This is a genomic window from Oecophyllibacter saccharovorans, from assembly GCF_006542375.1.
GTDB lineage: Bacteria > Pseudomonadota > Alphaproteobacteria > Acetobacterales > Acetobacteraceae > Oecophyllibacter > Oecophyllibacter saccharovorans.
This window is the reverse complement of the sequence record NZ_CP038143.1, coordinates 1,311,173-1,329,124: the sequence shown is the minus strand read 5'-3', so window position 1 is coordinate 1,329,124 and position 17,952 is coordinate 1,311,173. Positions and strand designations below refer to the sequence as shown.

16 protein-coding genes and 1 tRNA gene are annotated in these 17,952 nt (G+C 61.4%); 9 read left to right on the top strand and 8 right to left on the bottom strand.

The genetic code is table 11. The annotated features are described in order from the left end of the window. Nucleotides 1-22 precede the first annotated feature (22 nt). Complete coding sequence (locus E3E11_RS05725) at nucleotides 23-1,039, top strand: RluA family pseudouridine synthase (protein WP_141452173.1); 1,017 nt, start codon at nucleotides 23-25, stop codon at nucleotides 1,037-1,039. Between the two features lie 342 nt (nucleotides 1,040-1,381). Next, nucleotides 1,382-2,278: an RNA polymerase sigma factor RpoH gene (gene rpoH, locus E3E11_RS05720; protein WP_141451555.1), complete on the top strand. Its 897-nt coding sequence runs from the start codon at nucleotides 1,382-1,384 to the stop codon at nucleotides 2,276-2,278. Between the two features lie 166 nt (nucleotides 2,279-2,444). On the opposite strand, the gene E3E11_RS05715 is transcribed toward rpoH, so the two are convergent. After that, entirely contained in the window at nucleotides 2,445-3,662 is a 1,218-nt protein-coding gene (locus E3E11_RS05715; protein WP_141451554.1) for a phosphoglycerate kinase, read from the bottom strand. After that, nucleotides 3,662-4,693 (bottom strand): type I glyceraldehyde-3-phosphate dehydrogenase, encoded by a 1,032-nt coding sequence (gene gap, locus E3E11_RS05710; RefSeq protein ID WP_141451553.1) that lies wholly within the window; start codon nucleotides 4,691-4,693, stop codon nucleotides 3,662-3,664. Before gap ends, E3E11_RS05715 begins: the two co-directional genes overlap by 1 nt. 524 nt (nucleotides 4,694-5,217) lie before the next feature. Here gap and E3E11_RS05705 point away from each other — a divergent pair. The 4 genes from E3E11_RS05705 to E3E11_RS05690 are packed head-to-tail and all read left to right on the top strand — an operon-like array spanning nucleotide 5,218 to nucleotide 8,662. After that, on the top strand, nucleotides 5,218-5,790 hold the full coding sequence (locus tag E3E11_RS05705) for a hypothetical protein (protein ID WP_141451552.1): 573 nt from the start codon (nucleotides 5,218-5,220) through the stop codon (nucleotides 5,788-5,790). Further along, the gene (locus E3E11_RS05700) at nucleotides 5,780-7,426 is read left to right on the top strand and encodes a glycosyltransferase family 2 protein (protein WP_141451551.1); all 1,647 of its coding nucleotides are present in this window, start codon (nucleotides 5,780-5,782) and stop codon (nucleotides 7,424-7,426) included. Before E3E11_RS05705 ends, E3E11_RS05700 begins: the two co-directional genes overlap by 11 nt. 33 nt (nucleotides 7,427-7,459) lie before the next feature. Next, nucleotides 7,460-7,774 (top strand): AzlD family protein, encoded by a 315-nt coding sequence (locus E3E11_RS05695; RefSeq protein WP_141451550.1) that lies wholly within the window; start codon nucleotides 7,460-7,462, stop codon nucleotides 7,772-7,774. 6 nt (nucleotides 7,775-7,780) lie between these two features. After that, on the top strand, nucleotides 7,781-8,662 hold the full coding sequence (locus E3E11_RS05690) for an AzlC family ABC transporter permease (protein ID WP_141451549.1): 882 nt from the start codon (nucleotides 7,781-7,783) through the stop codon (nucleotides 8,660-8,662). On the opposite strand, the gene E3E11_RS05685 is transcribed toward E3E11_RS05690, so the two are convergent. The 6 genes from E3E11_RS05685 to hpnH all read right to left on the bottom strand — a co-directional run bounded on the left by E3E11_RS05685 (nucleotide 8,561) and on the right by hpnH (nucleotide 13,675). After that, a complete protein-coding gene (locus E3E11_RS05685) occupies nucleotides 8,561-9,670 on the bottom strand; it encodes a hypothetical protein (RefSeq protein WP_141451548.1) in 1,110 nt (369 codons plus the stop codon). The genes E3E11_RS05690 and E3E11_RS05685 overlap by 102 nt on opposite strands. 91 nt (nucleotides 9,671-9,761) lie before the next feature. Continuing rightward, nucleotides 9,762-10,166, bottom strand: a complete 405-nt coding sequence (locus tag E3E11_RS05680; RefSeq protein WP_141451547.1) for an ArsC/Spx/MgsR family protein — start codon at nucleotides 10,164-10,166, stop codon at nucleotides 9,762-9,764. Between the two features lie 130 nt (nucleotides 10,167-10,296). Continuing rightward, a tRNA-Thr gene (locus E3E11_RS05675) sits at nucleotides 10,297-10,371 on the bottom strand. A 109-nt stretch (nucleotides 10,372-10,480) separates the two neighbouring features. Next, the gene (gene dksA, locus E3E11_RS05670) at nucleotides 10,481-10,894 is read right to left on the bottom strand and encodes an RNA polymerase-binding protein DksA (protein WP_141451546.1); all 414 of its coding nucleotides are present in this window, start codon (nucleotides 10,892-10,894) and stop codon (nucleotides 10,481-10,483) included. A gap of 220 nt (nucleotides 10,895-11,114) precedes the next feature. Then, nucleotides 11,115-12,407 carry a hemolysin family protein gene (locus tag E3E11_RS05665; RefSeq protein ID WP_141451545.1) on the bottom strand — a complete coding sequence of 431 codons (1,293 nt, stop codon included), beginning with the start codon at nucleotides 12,405-12,407 and terminating at the stop codon, nucleotides 11,115-11,117. Between the two features lie 47 nt (nucleotides 12,408-12,454). Continuing rightward, nucleotides 12,455-13,675 (bottom strand): adenosyl-hopene transferase HpnH, encoded by a 1,221-nt coding sequence (gene hpnH / locus E3E11_RS05660; RefSeq protein WP_141451544.1) that lies wholly within the window; start codon nucleotides 13,673-13,675, stop codon nucleotides 12,455-12,457. 690 nt (nucleotides 13,676-14,365) lie between these two features. On the opposite strand from hpnH, the gene E3E11_RS05655 reads away from it, so the two are divergent. The 3 genes from E3E11_RS05655 (at nucleotide 14,366) to hpnJ (ending at nucleotide 17,791) form a co-directional block, all read left to right on the top strand. After that, on the top strand, nucleotides 14,366-15,028 hold the full coding sequence (locus E3E11_RS05655) for an ABC transporter substrate-binding protein (protein WP_168189210.1): 663 nt from the start codon (nucleotides 14,366-14,368) through the stop codon (nucleotides 15,026-15,028). A 67-nt stretch (nucleotides 15,029-15,095) separates the two neighbouring features. Beyond that, a complete protein-coding gene (gene hpnI, locus E3E11_RS05650; protein ID WP_141451542.1) occupies nucleotides 15,096-16,367 on the top strand; it encodes a bacteriohopanetetrol glucosamine biosynthesis glycosyltransferase HpnI in 1,272 nt (423 codons plus the stop codon). Next, nucleotides 16,364-17,791, top strand: coding sequence for a hopanoid biosynthesis associated radical SAM protein HpnJ (gene hpnJ, locus E3E11_RS05645; protein ID WP_141451541.1), 1,428 nt, complete (start codon nucleotides 16,364-16,366; stop codon nucleotides 17,789-17,791). Before hpnI ends, hpnJ begins: the two co-directional genes overlap by 4 nt. Nucleotides 17,792-17,952: the final 161 nt, after the last annotated feature.

Sequence of the window (17,952 nt, the reverse complement as noted above, 5' to 3'; positions counted from 1 at the left end):
ATTCGATGAACGTACTGAATGCATGGATGCGCTTCCTTTCAGGGACCCCGCCTCTTCGCCCGCTTCCAACTCAGCAGAGAGCGTGCGCCACAGGCTGACCGCCAACGCTTCGCAGACTGGCCAGCGGGCTGACCGCGTGTTGGCTGAAGCCATCGGCACCTTATCACGTTCACGCGTCAAGAGCCTGATCGAAAGCGGGTGCCTGTCCTGTGACGGTCAGATTCGCACAGACCCGGCGCTTGCCCTGCGCGCAGGCATGGAGCTCGTGCTTGAAGTGCCCCCGGCAGCCCCGGCCCGCCCCCTGCCTGAGAACATCCCCCTGACCATTCTTTATGAAGACCGCGACCTCCTCGTGCTCGACAAACCGCCTGGCCTGGTTGTCCATCCTGCGCCCGGTAATGAAACGGGCACGCTGGTCAATGCCCTGCTGGCGCATTGCGGGCCCGAATTCGAGGGCATCGGCGGGGAAAAGCGCCCCGGCATCGTCCACCGGCTGGACAAGGACACGTCCGGCGTCATGGTTGTCGCCAAAACCCCCCTCGCCCACCAGGCCCTTTCAGACGCGTTTGCCACGCGCGATATCGAACGCGCCTACCAGGCGCTGGCCTGGGGGGTGCTCCCGCCACAGGGAGAATTTGACGGTGCCATCGGCCGCGACAAGCGCGATCGCAAACGCATGACGGTCGTCTCAAGGGGGGGCAAGCATGCGCTGACACGTTTCAAGACGCTCGAGACTTTCCACGACAGCGCCTCCCTGGTGGAGTGCCGGCTTGCCACGGGGCGGACCCACCAGATCCGCGTTCATCTTTCGCAGGCCGGTCACCCGCTCATAGGTGATCCCGTTTATCTGCGCCGCATTCCAGGTGCTGCGCAGGGTCTGACACGCGAAGGGCGTGAGGCAGCGCTGGATTTCCCGCGCCAGGCCCTGCACGCTGCAACCCTGGGGTTCAAACATCCCCGCACCGGCGAGATGCTCCGCTTCTCCTCGCCCCTGCCGGAAGATTTCCGCACCCTCATGGAAAAACTTAAGGAAAAGTAATCGGTTTTCCCTTTATCAATCTTTGACTTGTTTATCTAAACCTATTATAAGGGTACCTGATAAGTCCCAGATAACAGCTTAACCGGCTTTCATTCTGCCCTTTTCTCGTTTTCGGGCCCACAACCGCCCCGAAGATGCCTCAACCAATACCGCTTCGTCATGCCCATGCATGCCAGCAGACCCTGGTCTGCCGGTCATCTGACAGAAAGCGGAGCTGTTTTTTCCCCGCTTCCTGTTATACTGACGTCGGCGTAATGCGCCCCTCCGTCTCTCAGTCGCAGGATCGCTTTCCAAGGATCATTTTCACTGAAAAGTTCCCTCAGGCGCAAGGAGTCGAATTCCATGAACACTTCCGTCGCCCTTCCCGCAGTCGGTCCGGAAAACAACCTGACACGCTACCTGCAGGAAATCCGCCGTTTCCCCCTCCTGACCCCAGATGAGGAACTGTCTCTGTCGCGCCGCTGGCGTGATGAGCATGATCTGAAGGCTGCCCACCGGCTCGTAACCTCCCACCTGCGTCTCGTTGCCAAGATCGCGATGAGCTACCGCGGCTATGGCCTGCCGATCAGTGAGCTGATCAGCGAGGGCAATATCGGCATGATGCAGGCAGTACGCCGTTTCGATCCTGAACGCGGTTTCCGCCTCGCCACATACGCCATGTGGTGGATCCGGGCCGCCATGCAGGAATACATCCTCCACAGCTGGTCGCTGGTCAAAATGGGCACGACGGCAGCGCAGAAAAAACTCTTTTTCAACCTGCGGCGCCTCAAGGGTCAGATGCAGGCTTTTGAAGAAGGGGACCTGCAGCCTGAACAGGTCAACCAGATCGCCACCACGCTGGGGGTGCCAGAGCAGGACGTGGTTTCGATGAATCGCCGCCTGGCTGCCCCGGACCACAGCCTCAACGCCCCGCTGCGCCTGGACGGCGAAGGGGAGTGGCAGGACTGGCTGGTGGATGAGCAGGACACGCAGGAAGATGTCCTGGCTGAAGCTGAAGAGATGAGCGGCCGCAAGGCCCTGCTGGCTGAGGCGCTGAAGACGCTCAATGAACGTGAGCGCCATATCCTGACCGAGCGCCGCCTCAAGGAGGACCCCTCCACGCTGGAAGCGCTGTCGCATCATTATGGCGTTTCACGCGAACGCATCCGCCAGATCGAGGCGCGTGCCATGGAGAAACTGCAGAAAGCGATGGCTGAAGATGTGAGCCGTCACCGGCAGGCCCAGGGCCTGGAAAGCTGAAAGGCCCTGAAAACACTCCCGAAAAACCCTGCTCTCAAATGAGGCAGGGTTTTTTGTTGGCCGATTGATTTTTACCTCTGCTTCAGAAGCCTGCAGAAAAGAGAGCCTATGAAAAGAGCGGGCCCCGCAGGACCCGCTCTTTTTTATCGGAAGATGCTGGAAATCCTCAGCCGAGACCGAGGGAATCCCCCACTTCACGCAGGACCGTCACGCCAGGCAGAGCCTTGCCTTCCAGCCATTCAAGGAAAGCGCCGCCAGCCGTGGAGAGATAGGTCATGTCGTTGGCCACACCTGCATGACGCAGGGCGGAAACGGTGTCACCACCGCCAGCCACCGTGATGAGCTTGCCTTCCTTGGTCAGGCGGGCAGCGGCACGCGCCACTTCCACCGTCGCCGTGTCGAAAGGCGGTACTTCGAAGGCGCCGAGCGGGCCGTTCCACACCAGGGTCTTGAGCTTGCCAAGCGCCTTGATGATGTTCTCGACTGAGCGCGGGCCGACATCGAGGATCATCATGTCGTCGGGGACCGCATCAATGGCCACGACTTCATACTGGGCATTCGGCTTGAACTCACGCGCCACCACCACATCGACCGGTAGGATGATTTCGCATCCCTTCTCCTTGGCCTTCTTCATGATGTCGCGCGCCGTCTGATGCATGTCGGGTTCCTGCAGGGACTTGCCGACATTGTAGCCTTCAGCGGCCAGGAAGGTATTGGCCATCGCGCCGCCGATGATCAGCACGTCCACCTTGTTCAGCATGTTACCGAGCAGGTCGAGCTTCGTGGAGATCTTGGAGCCGCCGATGATGGCACCGACCGGGCGCTCAGGGTGCTCAAGAGCCGCAGACAGCGCGCCCAGCTCCGCTTCCATCAGCCGGCCCGCGAAAGCAGGCAGGAAATGCGCAATGCCTTCCGTGGAAGCATGGGCACGATGGGCGGCAGAGAACGCGTCATCAACGTAGAGATCGCCATTGGCAGCCAGAGCCTTGGCGAAGTCCTTGTCGTTCGCTTCTTCACCCTTGTGGAAACGGGTGTTCTCCAGCAGGAGCACCTCGCCGTCCTTCAGCCCGTCCACGGCCTTGGTCACATCGGGACCGACGCAGTTGTTCACGAAGCTCACGGGCTTGCCGAGAATTTCACCAAGCTTCTTGCCGACAGGTGCCAGGGACATCTCGGGAACCACCTGCCCTTTGGGGCGGGCGAAGTGGCTCATCACGATGACCTTGGCGCCTTTGTCGGCCAGCTCACGGATGGTCGGAGCGACGCGTTCGAGGCGCGAGGTGTCGGTAATGGCCCCATCATGCATCGGCACGTTGAGGTCGGCGCGCAGCAGGACGCGCTTGCCACGCACGTCCGCTGAATCGAGGGTACGGAACTCGCCCATCAGAGCCACTGCCCGAACAGCGCGGCAACGTCGGACATACGGTTGGAGAAGCCCCATTCGTTGTCGTACCAGGCGGCGACGTGGATGATCTCACCACCGTTGACCAGGGAGGTCTGGGTGGCATCGAACACGGAGGAGTACGGCACGTGCACGAAGTCACGGCTCACCAGCGGCTCGGTGTTGTAGCCAAGCACCCCTTTCAGGGCCGGGGTTTCGGAACCGGCTTTCAGCGCGGCATTCACTTCCTCGGCGGAAGCGGGCACCTTTTCGGCGATGAAGTCGAAAGCGACGAAGGACACATCCGGCGTGGGAACGCGCACGGCGCTGCCAGACAGCTTGCCCTTCAGCTTCGGCAGGACCAGGGCCACGGCCTCGGCAGCACCGGTGGAGGTCGGCACCATGTTGTCGGCAGCTGCACGACCGCGACGCAGGTCCTTGTGCAGGGTATCGACGGTGCGCTGGTCACCCGTGTAGGAGTGGACGGTCAGCATGTAGCCGTTCTTGATGCCGTATTTCTCTTCAAGCACCTTGGCGACCGGGGCCAGGCAGTTGGTGGTGCAGGAGCCGTTGGAGATGACCTTCATGTCCGGCTTCAGGACATCGTTGTTCACGCCGTAGACGATCGTTGCGTCAACGTCCTTGGCGGGAGCGGAGATCAGAACGTGCTTGGCACCCGCCTTGAGAAGCGGCTGGCACTTTTCGCCGGTCCGGAACAGACCGGTGCACTCCATGCACACGTCAATGCCCTTCAGGGGGATATCGGCGGGGTCACGGTGGGAGGTCACCTTGATGGGACCGTAGGTACGACCATTGGCCTTGATGACCAGATCGCCGTTGACGATCTCGACTTCACCGGGGAAGCGGCCATGAACGGAATCATAGCGCAGCATGTGAGCGTTCGCTTCGACGGAACCCAGATCGTTGATCAACTCGGGAATAACATCCGTACGTCCGCTTTCGATGATGCCGCGCAGCACCAGGCGGCCAATGCGCCCGAAACCGTTAATGGCAATTTTGACTGGTTTAGACATCGAGCTGGTTCCTTCGCTTACTGAACTAAAGCCGTCCTAGACTAGCTGGACTAAAGGGCCCTCTTATCCTTGCGACTTGAGACTGTTTTTTGAAACTGTCTTGAGCCAGGAGGGACCCACTCTCCATACCACCCATACATCACATGGCTAGGGGGTGAGGTGCGCCTTTCGCGCATACCTCCCACCCATGCCGCCTTCCTCCGGAAAGCCCCGCCACCCGCCGCACGGGCAGGGGGCATGCTGCAGGCCACACCTGCTTTCCCCGCCCTTCCCTCAAAGGGGGCACTTAGGGGAAAGTTAAGGGGGAAACAGGAAGGGAAACGGCCGCAAAAGAAACTGTTCATCTTGCTTTCCCATGTTGTTTTCACCTGGCAACCACGGCTAGTTTCCTGGAGGGCTCACAGGCTGGCCGACAGGGTGTCTTTCTGTTCGGCTGTTTTGGGACTTCTGTTTGCCCTGACCCATTTTACAATACCCCTAATTACAATGCGCCCAACTCCACTACCCAATGTCCGGACGGCCTCATGACGCCCCTGCGCCTTTTCCCTGCCCTGCTCCGCCTCCAGGCGTTCTGCCAACCGCGCTGCGCCTCTCCATGGCGGCTGGAAAGGGCAGAGAGCCAGGCTTTACAGGGCAGGGCTCTGCAGGCTGGCTTCAGAATTATTCCGGCCCTTGCAGCAGGCTGCGTGCTGGTGGCGGGCTGCGCGCCGATCGACCAGCGCACTTTCAACCCCCAGGCGAGCATGCCTCCCAAGGTCGTCGCGCCTGTGCCGGTCCGCCATAAAGCGCCATCCCGCCATCCTTTCATCGAGATCATGGCCGGCACACCACGTGAGGATTACGCAACTCCCGTCGCCAAAGCCGTGCGCATGGCCCTGGCGCGCAAACCCAACATCCTGTTCATCGTCGAGGCCGCAGCCCCCATGCAGCCCACCCCGGCCCGACAGGTCGCAGCGCTGTCGGGCCTAACGCGTGATCTTGCCACCCCCATCGGTGAGGAGATCGTCAAGGCCGGGGCCGAGCCGCTGCAGCTCGAGATGCGGGCCGTGACTGATCCCGATCTCCAGCAGGGAAGAGTCAGGATCAATGTGCGCTAGCCCTGCCGGCAGCCTGTCTCCCGAAGTATCAGAAGCTGCGCAGGACCCGGGCCTGCCGGACCCTTCCCGGCAACATCCGCCCACGCTGAAATGCGCCGTCCTGGCGCGCAATGCCGCGGATCTTCTGCCCTCCTGGCTGGGATGGCACCTGGCGCTGGGGGCCACTGAAATCATCGTCGTCAGCGGGAATACAGCTGACGACGTCCTTTCAGACGCGCCTCAGGCAGACGCCATTCTGGCCATGGCCGACTGCCTCGCGAAAGCTGGCTGGCCTGTGCGGGCCGTCAATGCGGGCACTCTGCCTGATGAGCCGGAAGCACGCCGGGTCGCCCTGACCCGCGCTGCCGTCACGGCCCTGACCGAAGAGAGGCCGGGAGAGCGCCCAGACAACACCTGGGGCCTGGTTCTCGATACGGATGAATATCTGGCGCCTGAAACGGATCTCAAGCATCTGCTTGCCCTGGCTGCCCAACAGGCGGAGACAGCTTTTCCGCTCAACTGGCGGCAGTTCATATGCACACCCGATGCTGCGGGCGAAATTGAAGCCCGGCAAACAGGCTGGCTGGCCGCCCCTCCCGTCGCGCTGCATGAAAAACGGTTTCCCGATTCGCATCCCGATCACGGCTTCCAGCGTTTCATGAGACCGCTTGCAACGCTGGAGGCAAAAGACATAACCGATCTGGCCACAACGGCCACCCTGGGCCTGCGTCCGGATAACAACGTCAGCGCCGGCGGTTATGATCTGCCGCGCTGGCAGGGCGGCAGCCTGCTGCATTATCCCCGGATCATTTTTCCGGACTCTTCAGAAGCCGATGCAGATCCGCTCCTGGCCGCTTTTGCTGCGGCAGAGCGGGCGCATTATACCTGTGCGGGTGTTACTGACAGAACCGCCCATTCTTTCCTCGAAGCGATGCGCCACAAACGTGATGCGCTGCTGCAGACGCTCTGGCAGGCCGGAAAAACTCAGCTCGCGTCTCTGGCAGCACGTTTTGCAGATCTTGAACGCAAGGAACGACTTGAAGCAGAAGAAAGGCAGGATGGACTGCTGGCCCGTATTCTCCAGCAAAGACTGCACAAGGAAGGCTTCAGGTGCCAGCCGGTCCGGCCGGGTCAGGAGGCGCGCCAGCTTCTGACGTCTGCCGTCTCCCCGCCTTTTGACCCGGTGGAAGTCATCCGGCCTACCTCTGCTGAGAAGGGGCGCTTCCCGGCTGGCCCTGTGCTCGGCATGCGCACTGCCGCCCAGCCCTGCGTGATCGCCTTTACCGCACCGGAAGCGGAACAGAGCTTCATCTGCGGTGACGTGCCGGTCATCGAAGGCTGGGCTGTCATGCGCCTTTCCCCTCAACAGGCAGCGCTGGCAGTCACGTCTGCCAATCTTGAGAGCCCCCTCTCCGAAGGGCTGTCCCTGCCGGAGCTCGTTTCCCTGCCCAGCCCTGACTGGCCAGGAGAGGCACAGGCGCCCCGCACCGATGCTTCTTACATGAAAAAAGAAACGTTCCTGCGCTGGTTGAACGCGCATCCCTGGACGACTTCACTGGACATCCGCCGGGCCCTGCTGTGCCTGGCCCCGCCCGATGCCGCGGCCCTCGCCCGGGCCGTGCCGGCGCTGCGCCCGTTTCTGACCCCGTCCTCCTGACCCATCTGCCCGACGGGCCCGCGGAAAAGACGCATGACCCAGTATTTTCACCTTCAGGCTCTCAACGTTCTGACCATCCTGCTCATGGCCGGCACGACCTACTGCACGCGTATCGGCGGTTATCTGCTGTTGCGCCATCACACCCCGGGCCCCAGGCTGGCGGCAGTCATGCGGTGTGCACCCGGCTGTGTTCTGGTTTCCATCATCGCCCCGGCCTTCACCAGCCCCCATCCCGCCACGCTTCTGGCCCTGGCCTGCACGGTTCTGGCGGCCTGGCGGCTGCCGATGTTGGCAACCGTGCTCATCGGCATCGGCTCGGCTTTTCTGTTCCGCCAGCTGCTGGGGTAGTTTTTCATGGTGCCTTCCAGCTCAACACCCACAAATCCTTCCCGGCCGGACCGGGCTTTGCAGCGTGGCATGAAGGATGCCCTGCCCCTTCTGCTGGGAACAGTGCCTTACGCCCTGGTCTTGGGCGCACAGGCGCGCAGCAAGGGCCTGGCCCTGTTTGAAGTGCCCCTGCTGACCGGGCTGAACTTCGCCGGCGCTTCCGACTTCGCGGCCATTCAGGTCTGGACCGAACCGCCGGCCATGCTCGTCATCGTCGGCATGACCTTTCTCATCAACAGCCGGCACCTGCTGATGGGTGCCGTTCTCAGCCCCTTTCTGCGCGGCCGAAAACTCTCGCATATTCTGCCGGCCCTGTTCATCCTCACCGATGAAAGCTGGGCGCTGAGCATGGCTGAAAGCCAGCGGCGCGCGGCCAGCAACGCACAGGTGCTGTTCAGTTTCCGGTATTACAGTGGCGTTGCCGGCACCTTCTATGTCGGCTGCGTTGCGGCCACCACGCTCGGAGCCGTCATCGGACCGATTCTGGGCCCACTTGATCATTACGGGTTGGATATGGCCTTTTCAGCGGTCTTTCTGGTGCTGTTGCGCAGCATGTGGACAGGATGGCGCGCTGCCCGGCCCTGGCTGACCAGCCTGGTGGTCGCCGCTGCGACATTCCTGCTGTTGCCCGGGGCCTGGTACGTCGTTGCCGGCACGACGGCAGGCCTCCTCCATGCCAGCCTGCAGGCCCGACTGTCACCGGATGTCCCGACCATCTCTGAAGGCGGCTCCGAAGAAGGGCAGGCCTCAGAAACGGTGCAGCAGAAAAACCAGGGCGATGGCGAGGACGAAACACCCGATCCCACCCACGCACAGCCCCAGCGTCAGGCCCCGCCGGAGCCCGGCTGAGCGGGCGATCTCCGGCAGGTCGGAGAGCTGGGCCAGGCTGTCGCGCAGGGCCATGATCTCCTCCTCTCTCGCGCGTGCTTCCTCGCGCTTCTGCCACAGCGCGCTGCACCGCTCGCGCAGGTAGCGGCCCGCTTCCACCGGAGAGGCGAAAACCCGGTCGGCAAGCCAGGTCAGGCTGCGGAGCGCCAGATCACTCTGCCCGTTCGGTGCAGCCGGCACTTCTGCCCCCGTTGCCTCCTCGGTCACGACCATCCTGTAAGCCGGACTGGCGGCCATGGCTTTCAAGGCTGCGGTTCCCTGCAGCAACGGCAGACTCCGGCTGTTGACTACCAGAACGATGATCTCTTCGGGACTGCGCAACAGCGCCTGCAGCAGTTCCTGGCGGTTATGGGGTCCCAGGCGGAGCGAGCGCACAGCGCCCTGCCGCCTCCAGGCGCCAAGCGCCTCTTCAATCTGCTCAAGCGCCTGCGTGCCGGTGGCCAGATCGACCAGCAGAAAGCCCGGTTCCCCCTGCGTGGGAAAATCATGGCGGTCAGGCACAAGGGATTCCAGCAGCCGCTCCCCTCCCTCTCCTCCCTGACTGTCAGGCGTATAGGGACGCAGGGCCAGGGTCTCGAAACGGGGCACCACCTGGCCCCTTACCAGACGCGCACGCAGGAAACCTGTCGCCTCCACCACCTCGCCAGGTTTGGCAGCACTTTTTTCAAGCTGCTCATACGTGACTTCCAACCCGATTTCCTCCTTGCCGTTGAGGTCCTGCAGGGGCAGCGGCTCGTAACGCCGCCAGGTGTCTGCAGGCACACTCCCCAGCCGTCCAGTGACGACCAGCGGCAGGGTCCAGTCCTCAAAACGGGCGCAGACCTCGTTCAGACGACTGGTGAACAGGCCACTCAGCCGGGCCGGGCTGACAGCGATCGGCTCGATTGTCGAGCGGCCCGGGGAAGAAGGACCTTCTCCCCGCTCCTGACGTCCGCCAGCAAGGCTGCTGCGTCTGCTGAAAGCCTCCATCGCTGTCCCTCTTCAATCCTGGTTTCATCTCAGCCCGGCTTTGATTTCCACCATCTGCCGGCCCCAGTGAAATCCCTTGGCGACCCCGGTTCTAGAAATTATTACCGGCAAAAAACTCAGCATAGGTTTCAGGCGAAAACCGGAGCAGGAAACGTGTTTTTCCCTCTTTTTCCGTGCGCAGCTGCAACACAGGGCGCCTGATCAGAGCAGGATGCGCCTGCATCAGCTTCAGCGCCCGGGCTTGCGCCTCAGCCCCACTGGCCTGGAGCAGCGCCTGGCGCTCCGCTTCAGGCAGTTGCCGCCAGGTCTGACTGGTGCGGTTGAGGAGCTTTTCCCAGCCTAATTTCCCGGCCAGCTCCCGCAGCAGGGCCGCAGGCACGCCGTCCCTGCGCCAGTCATGCAGCTGCCAGTCCAGCCCCGCTTGCGTCAGCCAACGACCAGCTTTGCGCATCGTGTCACAGTTTTTCAGGCCGTAAAGAGTGATGTGAGAGGTCATGCTGAGAAAATTGTCCTGATCTCTGGATGATCTCTGATAGCACAGGTAGAAAAAAGCCCTTTCCCATCGGAACGGGAAAGGGCTTTTTTCGGAAAATCCGCTTCAAAGCGCGGGCTGATCCTCAGAATTCTGGTGCTGCTAGAGAGGATTGAACTCTCGACCTCTCCCTTACCAAGGGAGTGCTCTACCACTGAGCTACAGCAGCGCTGGGAATGGCGGTTTGATAACGCGTCCTCCACTTAAACGCAACCCCTCTCCTGCAAGGTCTGAACCCGGACCAGCCGAAAGGGGTGAAAGAAGAATATCCGCCTCCTTCAGTCGTCCCGGTGGCTTTTTTCATGCCGTTCGTGACGTTCCTGAGCTTCGATGGAAAGCGTGGCGATCGGACGGGCTTCCAGACGCATCAGACCGATGGGCTCACCGGTTTCCTCGCAATAGCCATAAGTGCCGTTTTCGATGCGTTCCAGCGCCTGGTTGATCTTGATGATCAGCTTCCGGGCCCGGTCGCGTGTGCGGAGCTCAAAGGCCCGGTCCGTCTCTACGGTCGCCCGGTCGGCCAGATCCGCTTCGAGAATGCCGCCTTCCGAAAGGCTGGCCAGCGTATCGCCTGCTTCACGGAGGAGCTCGGTCCGCCAGAGAACCAGCTTATGGCGGAAATACTCCTGCTGCCGCTCATTCATGAACTCTTCATCGGCTGATGGGCGGTAATCCGGCGAGAGCGTATTCATGCGCAATTTCCTGTCACAAGGCCTGAGCAATGCCGCCCGTCCCCCTTTGAGATCCCTTCCAGAAATCCGCTCCCGAAAACACACCTCAGGGAACGGTCACACGTAAAGAGACCCGAAAACCGGGCGCGTGGCGCTATATAGACGTCTCAGGGCGCTTTGGCCAAGAGGAAGGTCCACAAAACTGCTCCAAACCAGCAAAATTCACGCTCTGAAGCCGATTTCAGTTCCGCGCCAGGAGCCTGCGGGTGGCCCGAACCAGCAATACGCGCCGCCGGTCCATCTTCAGCACCTCGAACAGCCAGCCTCCGTAAACCACCTTGTCGCCACGCGCGGGCACGCGCTTGAGAAGGGCCATGATCGCGCCCCCCAGCGTGTGGTAAGTCCCCCCTTCCGGAAAAGGCGGAATATCAAGGCGGGAAGCGACTTCATCAGCCGGCATGAAACCGTCGAACTCGTATTCCTCCATGTCATCATGTTTTTCATGACGTTCATGGCGTTCGTGGTGGCTTTCCTCACCGATGATGGCTTCAAAAACGTCAGAAGGCGTCACGATACCTTCAAAAGTGCCGTATTCGTCCATGACGAACACGATCCCCAGCGAGATGCCCCTCAACCGCTCGATCATGCCCTGCGCGGTCAGGCTGTCGGGAATGACCGGGGCCTTGCGCAGGACCGCATCAATCGAGAGAGGCAACCCCAGCAGCAGGCGATCCATGATGTCCTTGGCCAGGATAACCCCGACCGGATGGTCGATATCGCCCTCGCACACCACCATGCGCGCATAGGAGGACTGCCGGAGCTTGCGCACCAGGGTCTCATGGTCCGCATTGCGGTCGATCCAGAAGAGCTCATTGCGAGGGGTCATGATGGCCCGGACCGGCCGGTCCGCCAGACGCAACAGGCGCTCGATCATCTCGCGTTCGCCTGAATCCAGGATTCCGGCCTGCGTGCCGTCAAGCAGCACGGCCCGCAGCTCCTCTTCCGTCAGCGCGGAGCGGGACAGGGGATTGATCCCCAGAAGCTGCAGCACCAGCGAGGAGGTCTTGCTGAGCAGCCAGACGACGGGCTTGGTGATCCAGGCCAGGAAAGTGAGCACGCCCGAGAGGCGGATCGCAATCACTTCCGGCTTGTAAAGAGCAATCTGCTTGGGAACGAGTTCGCCGAAAACCAGCATCACGAAAGTGATGAGGGCCACGACGAGAATGATGGAGAGCTCCCCGGCAAAGGGGCGCAGGAGCTCGGACTTCTCAATCCAGTGGCGAACCGTCTCCTCGATTCCGGAGCCGCCGAAAGCGCCTTCCAGAATCGAGACCAGCGTCATGCCGATCTGGACAGTCGGCAGGAAGTTCTGCGGCGAGGAAGCAAGCTTGACCGCCCGCTCAGCCCCCGGCACGCCCTGGCGCGCCAGCTGTTCCAGGCGGCTTTTTTTGACGGAGATGAGCGCCAGCTCTCCCGTGGCGAAAACGCCATTGAGGAGAACCAGCAGAAGAATGACGAGAAGCGCGGTCAACATGGTCAGTGATCCCCCGCACAATAGGCGGGGCGATCAAACGATCTCCCTTATTCTGCCGCGCCGGCCGCTTCGGTCATCTGTTCCTTCTGAACCCGCACAGAAACAGGACGTCCGTTCACGCGCACGCGCGGACCGCGATTGCGTGGCCTGCCTTCATTGGCAGCGGAAAGATTGGCCAGCTGAATCTGCACCTGCTCATCATAGCCGTATTCGGCCGGGCGCTGATTGGCCAGGGAGATCTCGGGCACCATCGGCTTTTCCGTCTCCGGGCCGAACAGAGCCACCTTGGCGATGTGCCAGGGGCGGCGCACCGCATCCATGACGGCCGTGGCCTCATAACCGGAATGCACCATGCAGTCGGCGCATTTCTCATAGGCACCGGTGCCGTATTTGTCCCAGTCGGTATCTTCCATCAGCTCCCTGAAGGTTTTGGCATAGCCTTCTCCCAGCAGGTAGCAGGGACGCTGCCAGCCGAAAACCGTGCGCAGGGGCTTACCCCAAGGCGTGCACTGATAGTTTTCATTGCCGGCCAGGAAGTTCAGAAAGAGCGGCGACTGCGTGAAACGCCATTTATGGCCTTTTCCGAGGCGGAAGATATCGCGGAAAAGGGTCTTGGTCTTCTGCCGGTTCAGGAAGTGTTCCTGGTCAGGCGCGCGTTCATAGGCATAGCCCGGCGCCGTCATGACGCCATCGACCCCCAGGGCCATGGCTTCATCGAGAAAGGCCGCCACGCGCTCAGGCACCGCACCATCGAACAGAGTGCAGTTGATGGAGACACGGAAGCCTTTCGACTTAGCGAGCTTGATGGCCTTGATAGCCCGCTCATAAACGCCTTCCTGGCACACGGAGGCATCATGCATCTCCTTGTCGCCATCGAGATGGATGTCCCAGGAGAAGAAGGGGGAAGGCTTGTAATCGTTGATTTTCTTTTCGAGCAGCAGACCGTTTGTGCACAGATAAACGTATTTCTTGCGCGCCGTCAGATTCTCGACGATCTGCGGCATCTCCTTATGCAGCAGCGGCTCACCGCCCGCGATGGCGATGACGGGCGCGCCGGCTTCGGCATCGGCATCCAGGCATTCCTGCAGGCTCATGCGCTGGTTCAAGATCTCGGCGGGGTAGTCGATCTTGCCGCAGCCGGCGCAGGCTAGGTTGCACCGGAACAACGGCTCCAGCATCAGCACCAGCGGATAGCGCTTGCGCCCCGAAAGGTGCTGCTTGAGAACGTATAGTCCAACCCGGACAGCGTGCATCAATGGTACGGCCATATAATCCTCTGGTTATTTCTCAGGGCGCCCCAGCCGGTTCGGGCGCCGTTCAACCCTGCCCTTTGCCGCTCTATTCGTCTCGTTCCCGTCTTTCCAGGCCCTGATCCTCAACTTCAAGCGGGGCCTGGAGCCTAAAAAGGCTGGCTGCGGCAACACCAGGCCGTCTTTTCGCCCTAATCAGGGGCGAAGTTCAGACTCTGGTCTTCTGCCACCCCCAGGTTCAGCTGGAACCCCCTGGCGGGTAAACCCCTCTTTCCAGAAATCAGGGAAAAGGGAAACCGGCAGAAACAGCGCATGCCTGCAGTATATCTGCCTGTCAGCCTACGGCCTGACCAGAGGCTCGTTCAGGATGACGGGACGTTTAAATCAAAATCGGACGCCATTTAGCAACAAGGGTCCCTGGGATAATCCAAGCATCAGATCAGTCTGCGATCAGTTGGCACCAGGCCGGATTGAGCCTGCCGGACCTGCTGCCGATCGGAACTACTCTGATGCGTGCACTCATACTTATCGGCGAGCTATACCCCTTCTTCCCCCCCCGGTTCAACGCACCTTCTGCATTCTCGCCATAACTGTAGCATATCTGTCACAGGACGGGTGGTTACTGTCGTGAGAACAATGGCTTAATGTGCGCTGCCCCTTGCGAAAACCCCTGCAGATAGAGGATGAGCTTTCATTATGACCTTCATCATGAATCGCCAAATCACTTTCACGCCCCGCCTGTTGGCCCTCGCAGTTCTGGCCGCACCGCTGGCCGGCGCCCTAGCTGCCGGCAGCGGTTTCATCGCGCCGGCCGTAGCGCAGACAGCCGCTGCCGCTCAGGCCGCAGCGCCGATCAGCGTTCTTTACGGGGCGCTGGAAAAATCCCAGGCCCTCCCCAGCCCTGAAGCGCGTGCGGCCATCGTCGGCCCCGCCGTGGACCAGGCCTTCAATCTGGATACCATCCTCAAGCGTTCAATCGGCCTGCATTACGCTCAGCTGACGCCTGATGAACGCACGCAGCTGCTGCAGGCTTTCCGCCGTTTCACGGTGGCGCGCTACGTTTCGTCGTTCAAACCGGGCTCGGAAGCCGTTTTCAGCATTCTTCCCAACGCTGCGCCCAATCCGACCGGCGGCGTGCTTATCGACACCACTATCCGCGGCCGCACCGATTCTCCGGCCAATGCCACGCCTCTCAATTATGTCATGACCCCCACGCCGCAGGGCTGGCGCATCACTGACATTCTCCTGAACGGCCATATCAGCCAGACCGCGACGCAGCGTTCCGACTTCCGCTCCGTTATTGATCAGAGCGGCGCTGCAGGGCTGATCCGCACTCTCAACAAGAAAGCCGACGGCCTCCTGCATGGCTGACCGTTTTCTTGGCGTGCGTTTCAGGCAGCCTCCTTTCGTCAGCGGTGACGGAGAGGAAGCCTGATTCGTGCCTTTCCTGACTCTGGCATCTCTCTGCACTGCCCTCGTCTCGGTCGCGGGGCAGGCACAGAGCGTTCTGGGCAGCCAGCTGCTGGCCCGTTTCCATCGGCGCGCCCGCCTGAGCAGGGCCAGTCTCGCACGGCCTGAAAACCAGGCGCGAGACTGGCCTGCCGTTACGCTGCTCAAGCCGCTTCATGGAGACGAGCCCAAGCTCGAGCAGGCGCTTGAGAGCTGCTTTCAGCAGGATTATCCGCAATATGAGATCGTCTTCGGCCTGCATGCTGCCGATGATCCGGCCCTGAAAATCGTCGAGCGCCTGAAGGCCCGCTATCCGGATCAGCCGGTCTCAGTCGTGGTGGACAGCACCGAGCACGGGCCGAATCGCAAGATCGGCAACCTGATCAACATGATGCAGGCCTGCCACCACGACGTGCTGGTCATGGCCGATTCCGACATCCATGTTCAGCCGGATTATCTCCGGACCATCGTTGACACGCTTGAAACCCCCGGCACCGGCCTGGTCACCTTGCTCTATGCGGGCCTGCCGGCAGACGGGCGCCTGGTACGCCAGCTTGGGGCGCACAGCATCAACAACAACTTCCTTACAGGCGTCATGCTGTCGCGCCTGCTGGGCCGCCAGGACTGCCTTGGCGCCACCATGGCGCTGAGACGTGAGCTGCTGGAGCGGATCGGGGGCTTGGCCGCGCTCGTGCCGCATCTGGCAGATGACGCGGTGCTTGGGCAAAAAGTCCGCGCCCTGGGCCTGAAAGTGGCCCTGGCCCCCACGCTCTGCCGGACGACCGTTGCGGAAGAAACCCTTGGCGAGCTGCTGAGTCATGAACTGCGATGGGGACGGACCGTCCGCAGTCTGGAGCCCGTAGGCTACGCTTTTTCCAGCCTGCAGCTCCCCCTCTTCTGGGCCAGTGTCAGCATTCTCCTGGCGCCCGCCTCCTGGCTGGCATGGGGGATTTTCGGCCTTGGCTGGCTGACGCGCGGCCTGGTCAGCGCGCGAATCGCCTATTTGACGGAATGCCGCCTGCCCGGCATTTTCCCCTTCCTGATCGTCCGGGACTGGATTTCGGCCGCCATCATGCTCGGCAGTACGCGTGGCACGCAGGTTGCATGGCGGGGCCGAACAGTCCATATCGCATCCAACCCCTTTCCCCCCGAACGTGACCGCCCGCTCCTGAACAGCACCGATGCCGGGAGAACGGAAGCTTCCCCCTCCACCTCATCGGGCCTTGACGGGTCGGGAATCAACAGGAGTGTCCGCTCATGATGAGAACGCTTTTCCTTCAGCCACCTTCCTTCGACGGTTTCGACGGGGGCGCGGGCTCGCGCTATCAGGCCAAACGCGAGATCCGCTCCTTCTGGTATCCGACCTGGCTGGCGCAGCCTGCAGCCCTCGTGCCCGGTTCGCGCCTGATTGATGCGCCGCCGGCCAAAATGGGCATGGGCCCCATTCTGGAAGACGTCAAAAACCGCGATCTGGTGATCATGCACACCTCGACGCCGTCCTTCGCTTCCGACGTGCGGGTGGCCGGCATGCTCAAGCAGGCCAATCCCAAACTCAAGATCGGCATGGTCGGCGCCAAGGTGGCCGTGCAGCCCAATGAGAGCCTTGAGCAGGGCAGCCCGATTGATTTCGTGGCGCGCAACGAGTTCGACTTCACCATCAAGGAGATCGCCGAAGGCACGCCGCTGGCTGAGGTGGACGGCATCACCTGGCGCAATGATGACGGGGAGATCATCACCAACAAGGACCGCGCGCCCATCGAGGATATGGACAGCCTTCCCTTCGTGACGGAAGTCTACAAGCGCGACCTGAAGATCGAAGATTACTTCATCGGCTATCTGCAACACCCCTATATTTCCATCTATACCGGGCGCGGATGCAAATCCCGCTGCACCTTCTGCCTGTGGCCGCAGACCGTGGGTGGCCACCGCTACCGCACGCGCAGCCCCGAGCATGTGGCCGCTGAAATCCGCCTGGCCAAGCAGTATTTCCCGCAGGTCAAGGAGTTCTTCTTCGACGATGACACCTTCACCGATGACCTGCCGCGCGCTGAAGCCATTGCGCGCGAGCTCGGCAAGCTGGGTGTCACCTGGTCCTGCAATGCCAAGGCCAACGTGCCCTACAAGACGCTGAAAGTGCTGAAGGAGAACGGGCTGCGCCTGCTCCTGGTCGGTTATGAGAGCGGCAACCAGCAGATCCTGCACAACATCAAAAAGGGCATGCGTGTCGAAGTGGCTCGCAAGTTCACCGAAGACTGCCACAAGCTCGGCATCAAGATCCACGGCACCTTCATTCTGGGCCTCCCGGGCGAAACCCAGGAAACCATCCGCGAAACGATCGAGTTCGCCAAGGATATCAATCCGCACACGCTGCAGGTTTCTCTGGCTGCTCCCTATCCGGGCACTGCGCTGCACAAGCAGGCCACCGAGAATGGCTGGTTCAACAAGGACCAGGCTGAGCTCATCGATGAGAATGGCGTGCAGATCGCTCCGCTACACTACCCGCACCTGTCACATGACGAGATCTTCCGGAAGGTGGAGACCTTCTACAAGGAATTCTATTTCCGCCCCAGGAAGATCTTCGACATCGTCAAGGAAATGGCCCTTGATCCGCAGATGCTCAAACGCCGCCTGCGTGAGGGCGTGGAGTTCTTCCAGTTCCTCCAGGGCCGCAAGAAGGGCGCCTGAGCCGAAAGCGCCGGACCTCACACCACATCTTCGTAGGAACGGGAAAGGGGCATGGGACCAGACCATGCCCCTTTCTTTCTCGAAGCCTTTTTCCCTGCAGACCTTCTCTCTGTTCCCCACTGCCATTCAGTACTGCCACTCAGCACTCTCAGCCAGGTATC

Bases quoted from the DNA above. Each gene is read 5' to 3' on its own strand.
- hpnJ (WP_141451541.1), top strand. From the start codon at position 16,364: ATGATGAGAACGCTTTTCCTTCAGCCACCTTCCTTCGACGGTTTCGAC.
- E3E11_RS05685 (WP_141451548.1), bottom strand. From the start codon at position 9,670: ATGGAGGCTTTCAGCAGACGCAGCAGCCTTGCTGGCGGACGTCAGGAG.
- gap (WP_141451553.1), bottom strand. From the start codon at position 4,693: ATGTCTAAACCAGTCAAAATTGCCATTAACGGTTTCGGGCGCATTGGC.
- E3E11_RS05715 (WP_141451554.1), bottom strand. From the start codon at position 3,662: ATGGGCGAGTTCCGTACCCTCGATTCAGCGGACGTGCGTGGCAAGCGC.
- E3E11_RS05725 (WP_141452173.1), top strand. From the start codon at position 23: ATGGATGCGCTTCCTTTCAGGGACCCCGCCTCTTCGCCCGCTTCCAAC.
- dksA (WP_141451546.1), bottom strand. From the start codon at position 10,894: ATGAATACGCTCTCGCCGGATTACCGCCCATCAGCCGATGAAGAGTTC.
- E3E11_RS05655 (WP_168189210.1), top strand. From the start codon at position 14,366: ATGAATCGCCAAATCACTTTCACGCCCCGCCTGTTGGCCCTCGCAGTT.
- E3E11_RS05680 (WP_141451547.1), bottom strand. From the start codon at position 10,166: ATGACCTCTCACATCACTCTTTACGGCCTGAAAAACTGTGACACGATG.
- rpoH (WP_141451555.1), top strand. From the start codon at position 1,382: ATGAACACTTCCGTCGCCCTTCCCGCAGTCGGTCCGGAAAACAACCTG.
- E3E11_RS05700 (WP_141451551.1), top strand. From the start codon at position 5,780: ATGTGCGCTAGCCCTGCCGGCAGCCTGTCTCCCGAAGTATCAGAAGCT.
- E3E11_RS05695 (WP_141451550.1), top strand. From the start codon at position 7,460: ATGACCCAGTATTTTCACCTTCAGGCTCTCAACGTTCTGACCATCCTG.
- hpnH (WP_141451544.1), bottom strand. From the start codon at position 13,675: ATGGCCGTACCATTGATGCACGCTGTCCGGGTTGGACTATACGTTCTC.
- E3E11_RS05690 (WP_141451549.1), top strand. From the start codon at position 7,781: ATGGTGCCTTCCAGCTCAACACCCACAAATCCTTCCCGGCCGGACCGG.
- E3E11_RS05705 (WP_141451552.1), top strand. From the start codon at position 5,218: ATGACGCCCCTGCGCCTTTTCCCTGCCCTGCTCCGCCTCCAGGCGTTC.
- E3E11_RS05665 (WP_141451545.1), bottom strand. From the start codon at position 12,407: ATGTTGACCGCGCTTCTCGTCATTCTTCTGCTGGTTCTCCTCAATGGC.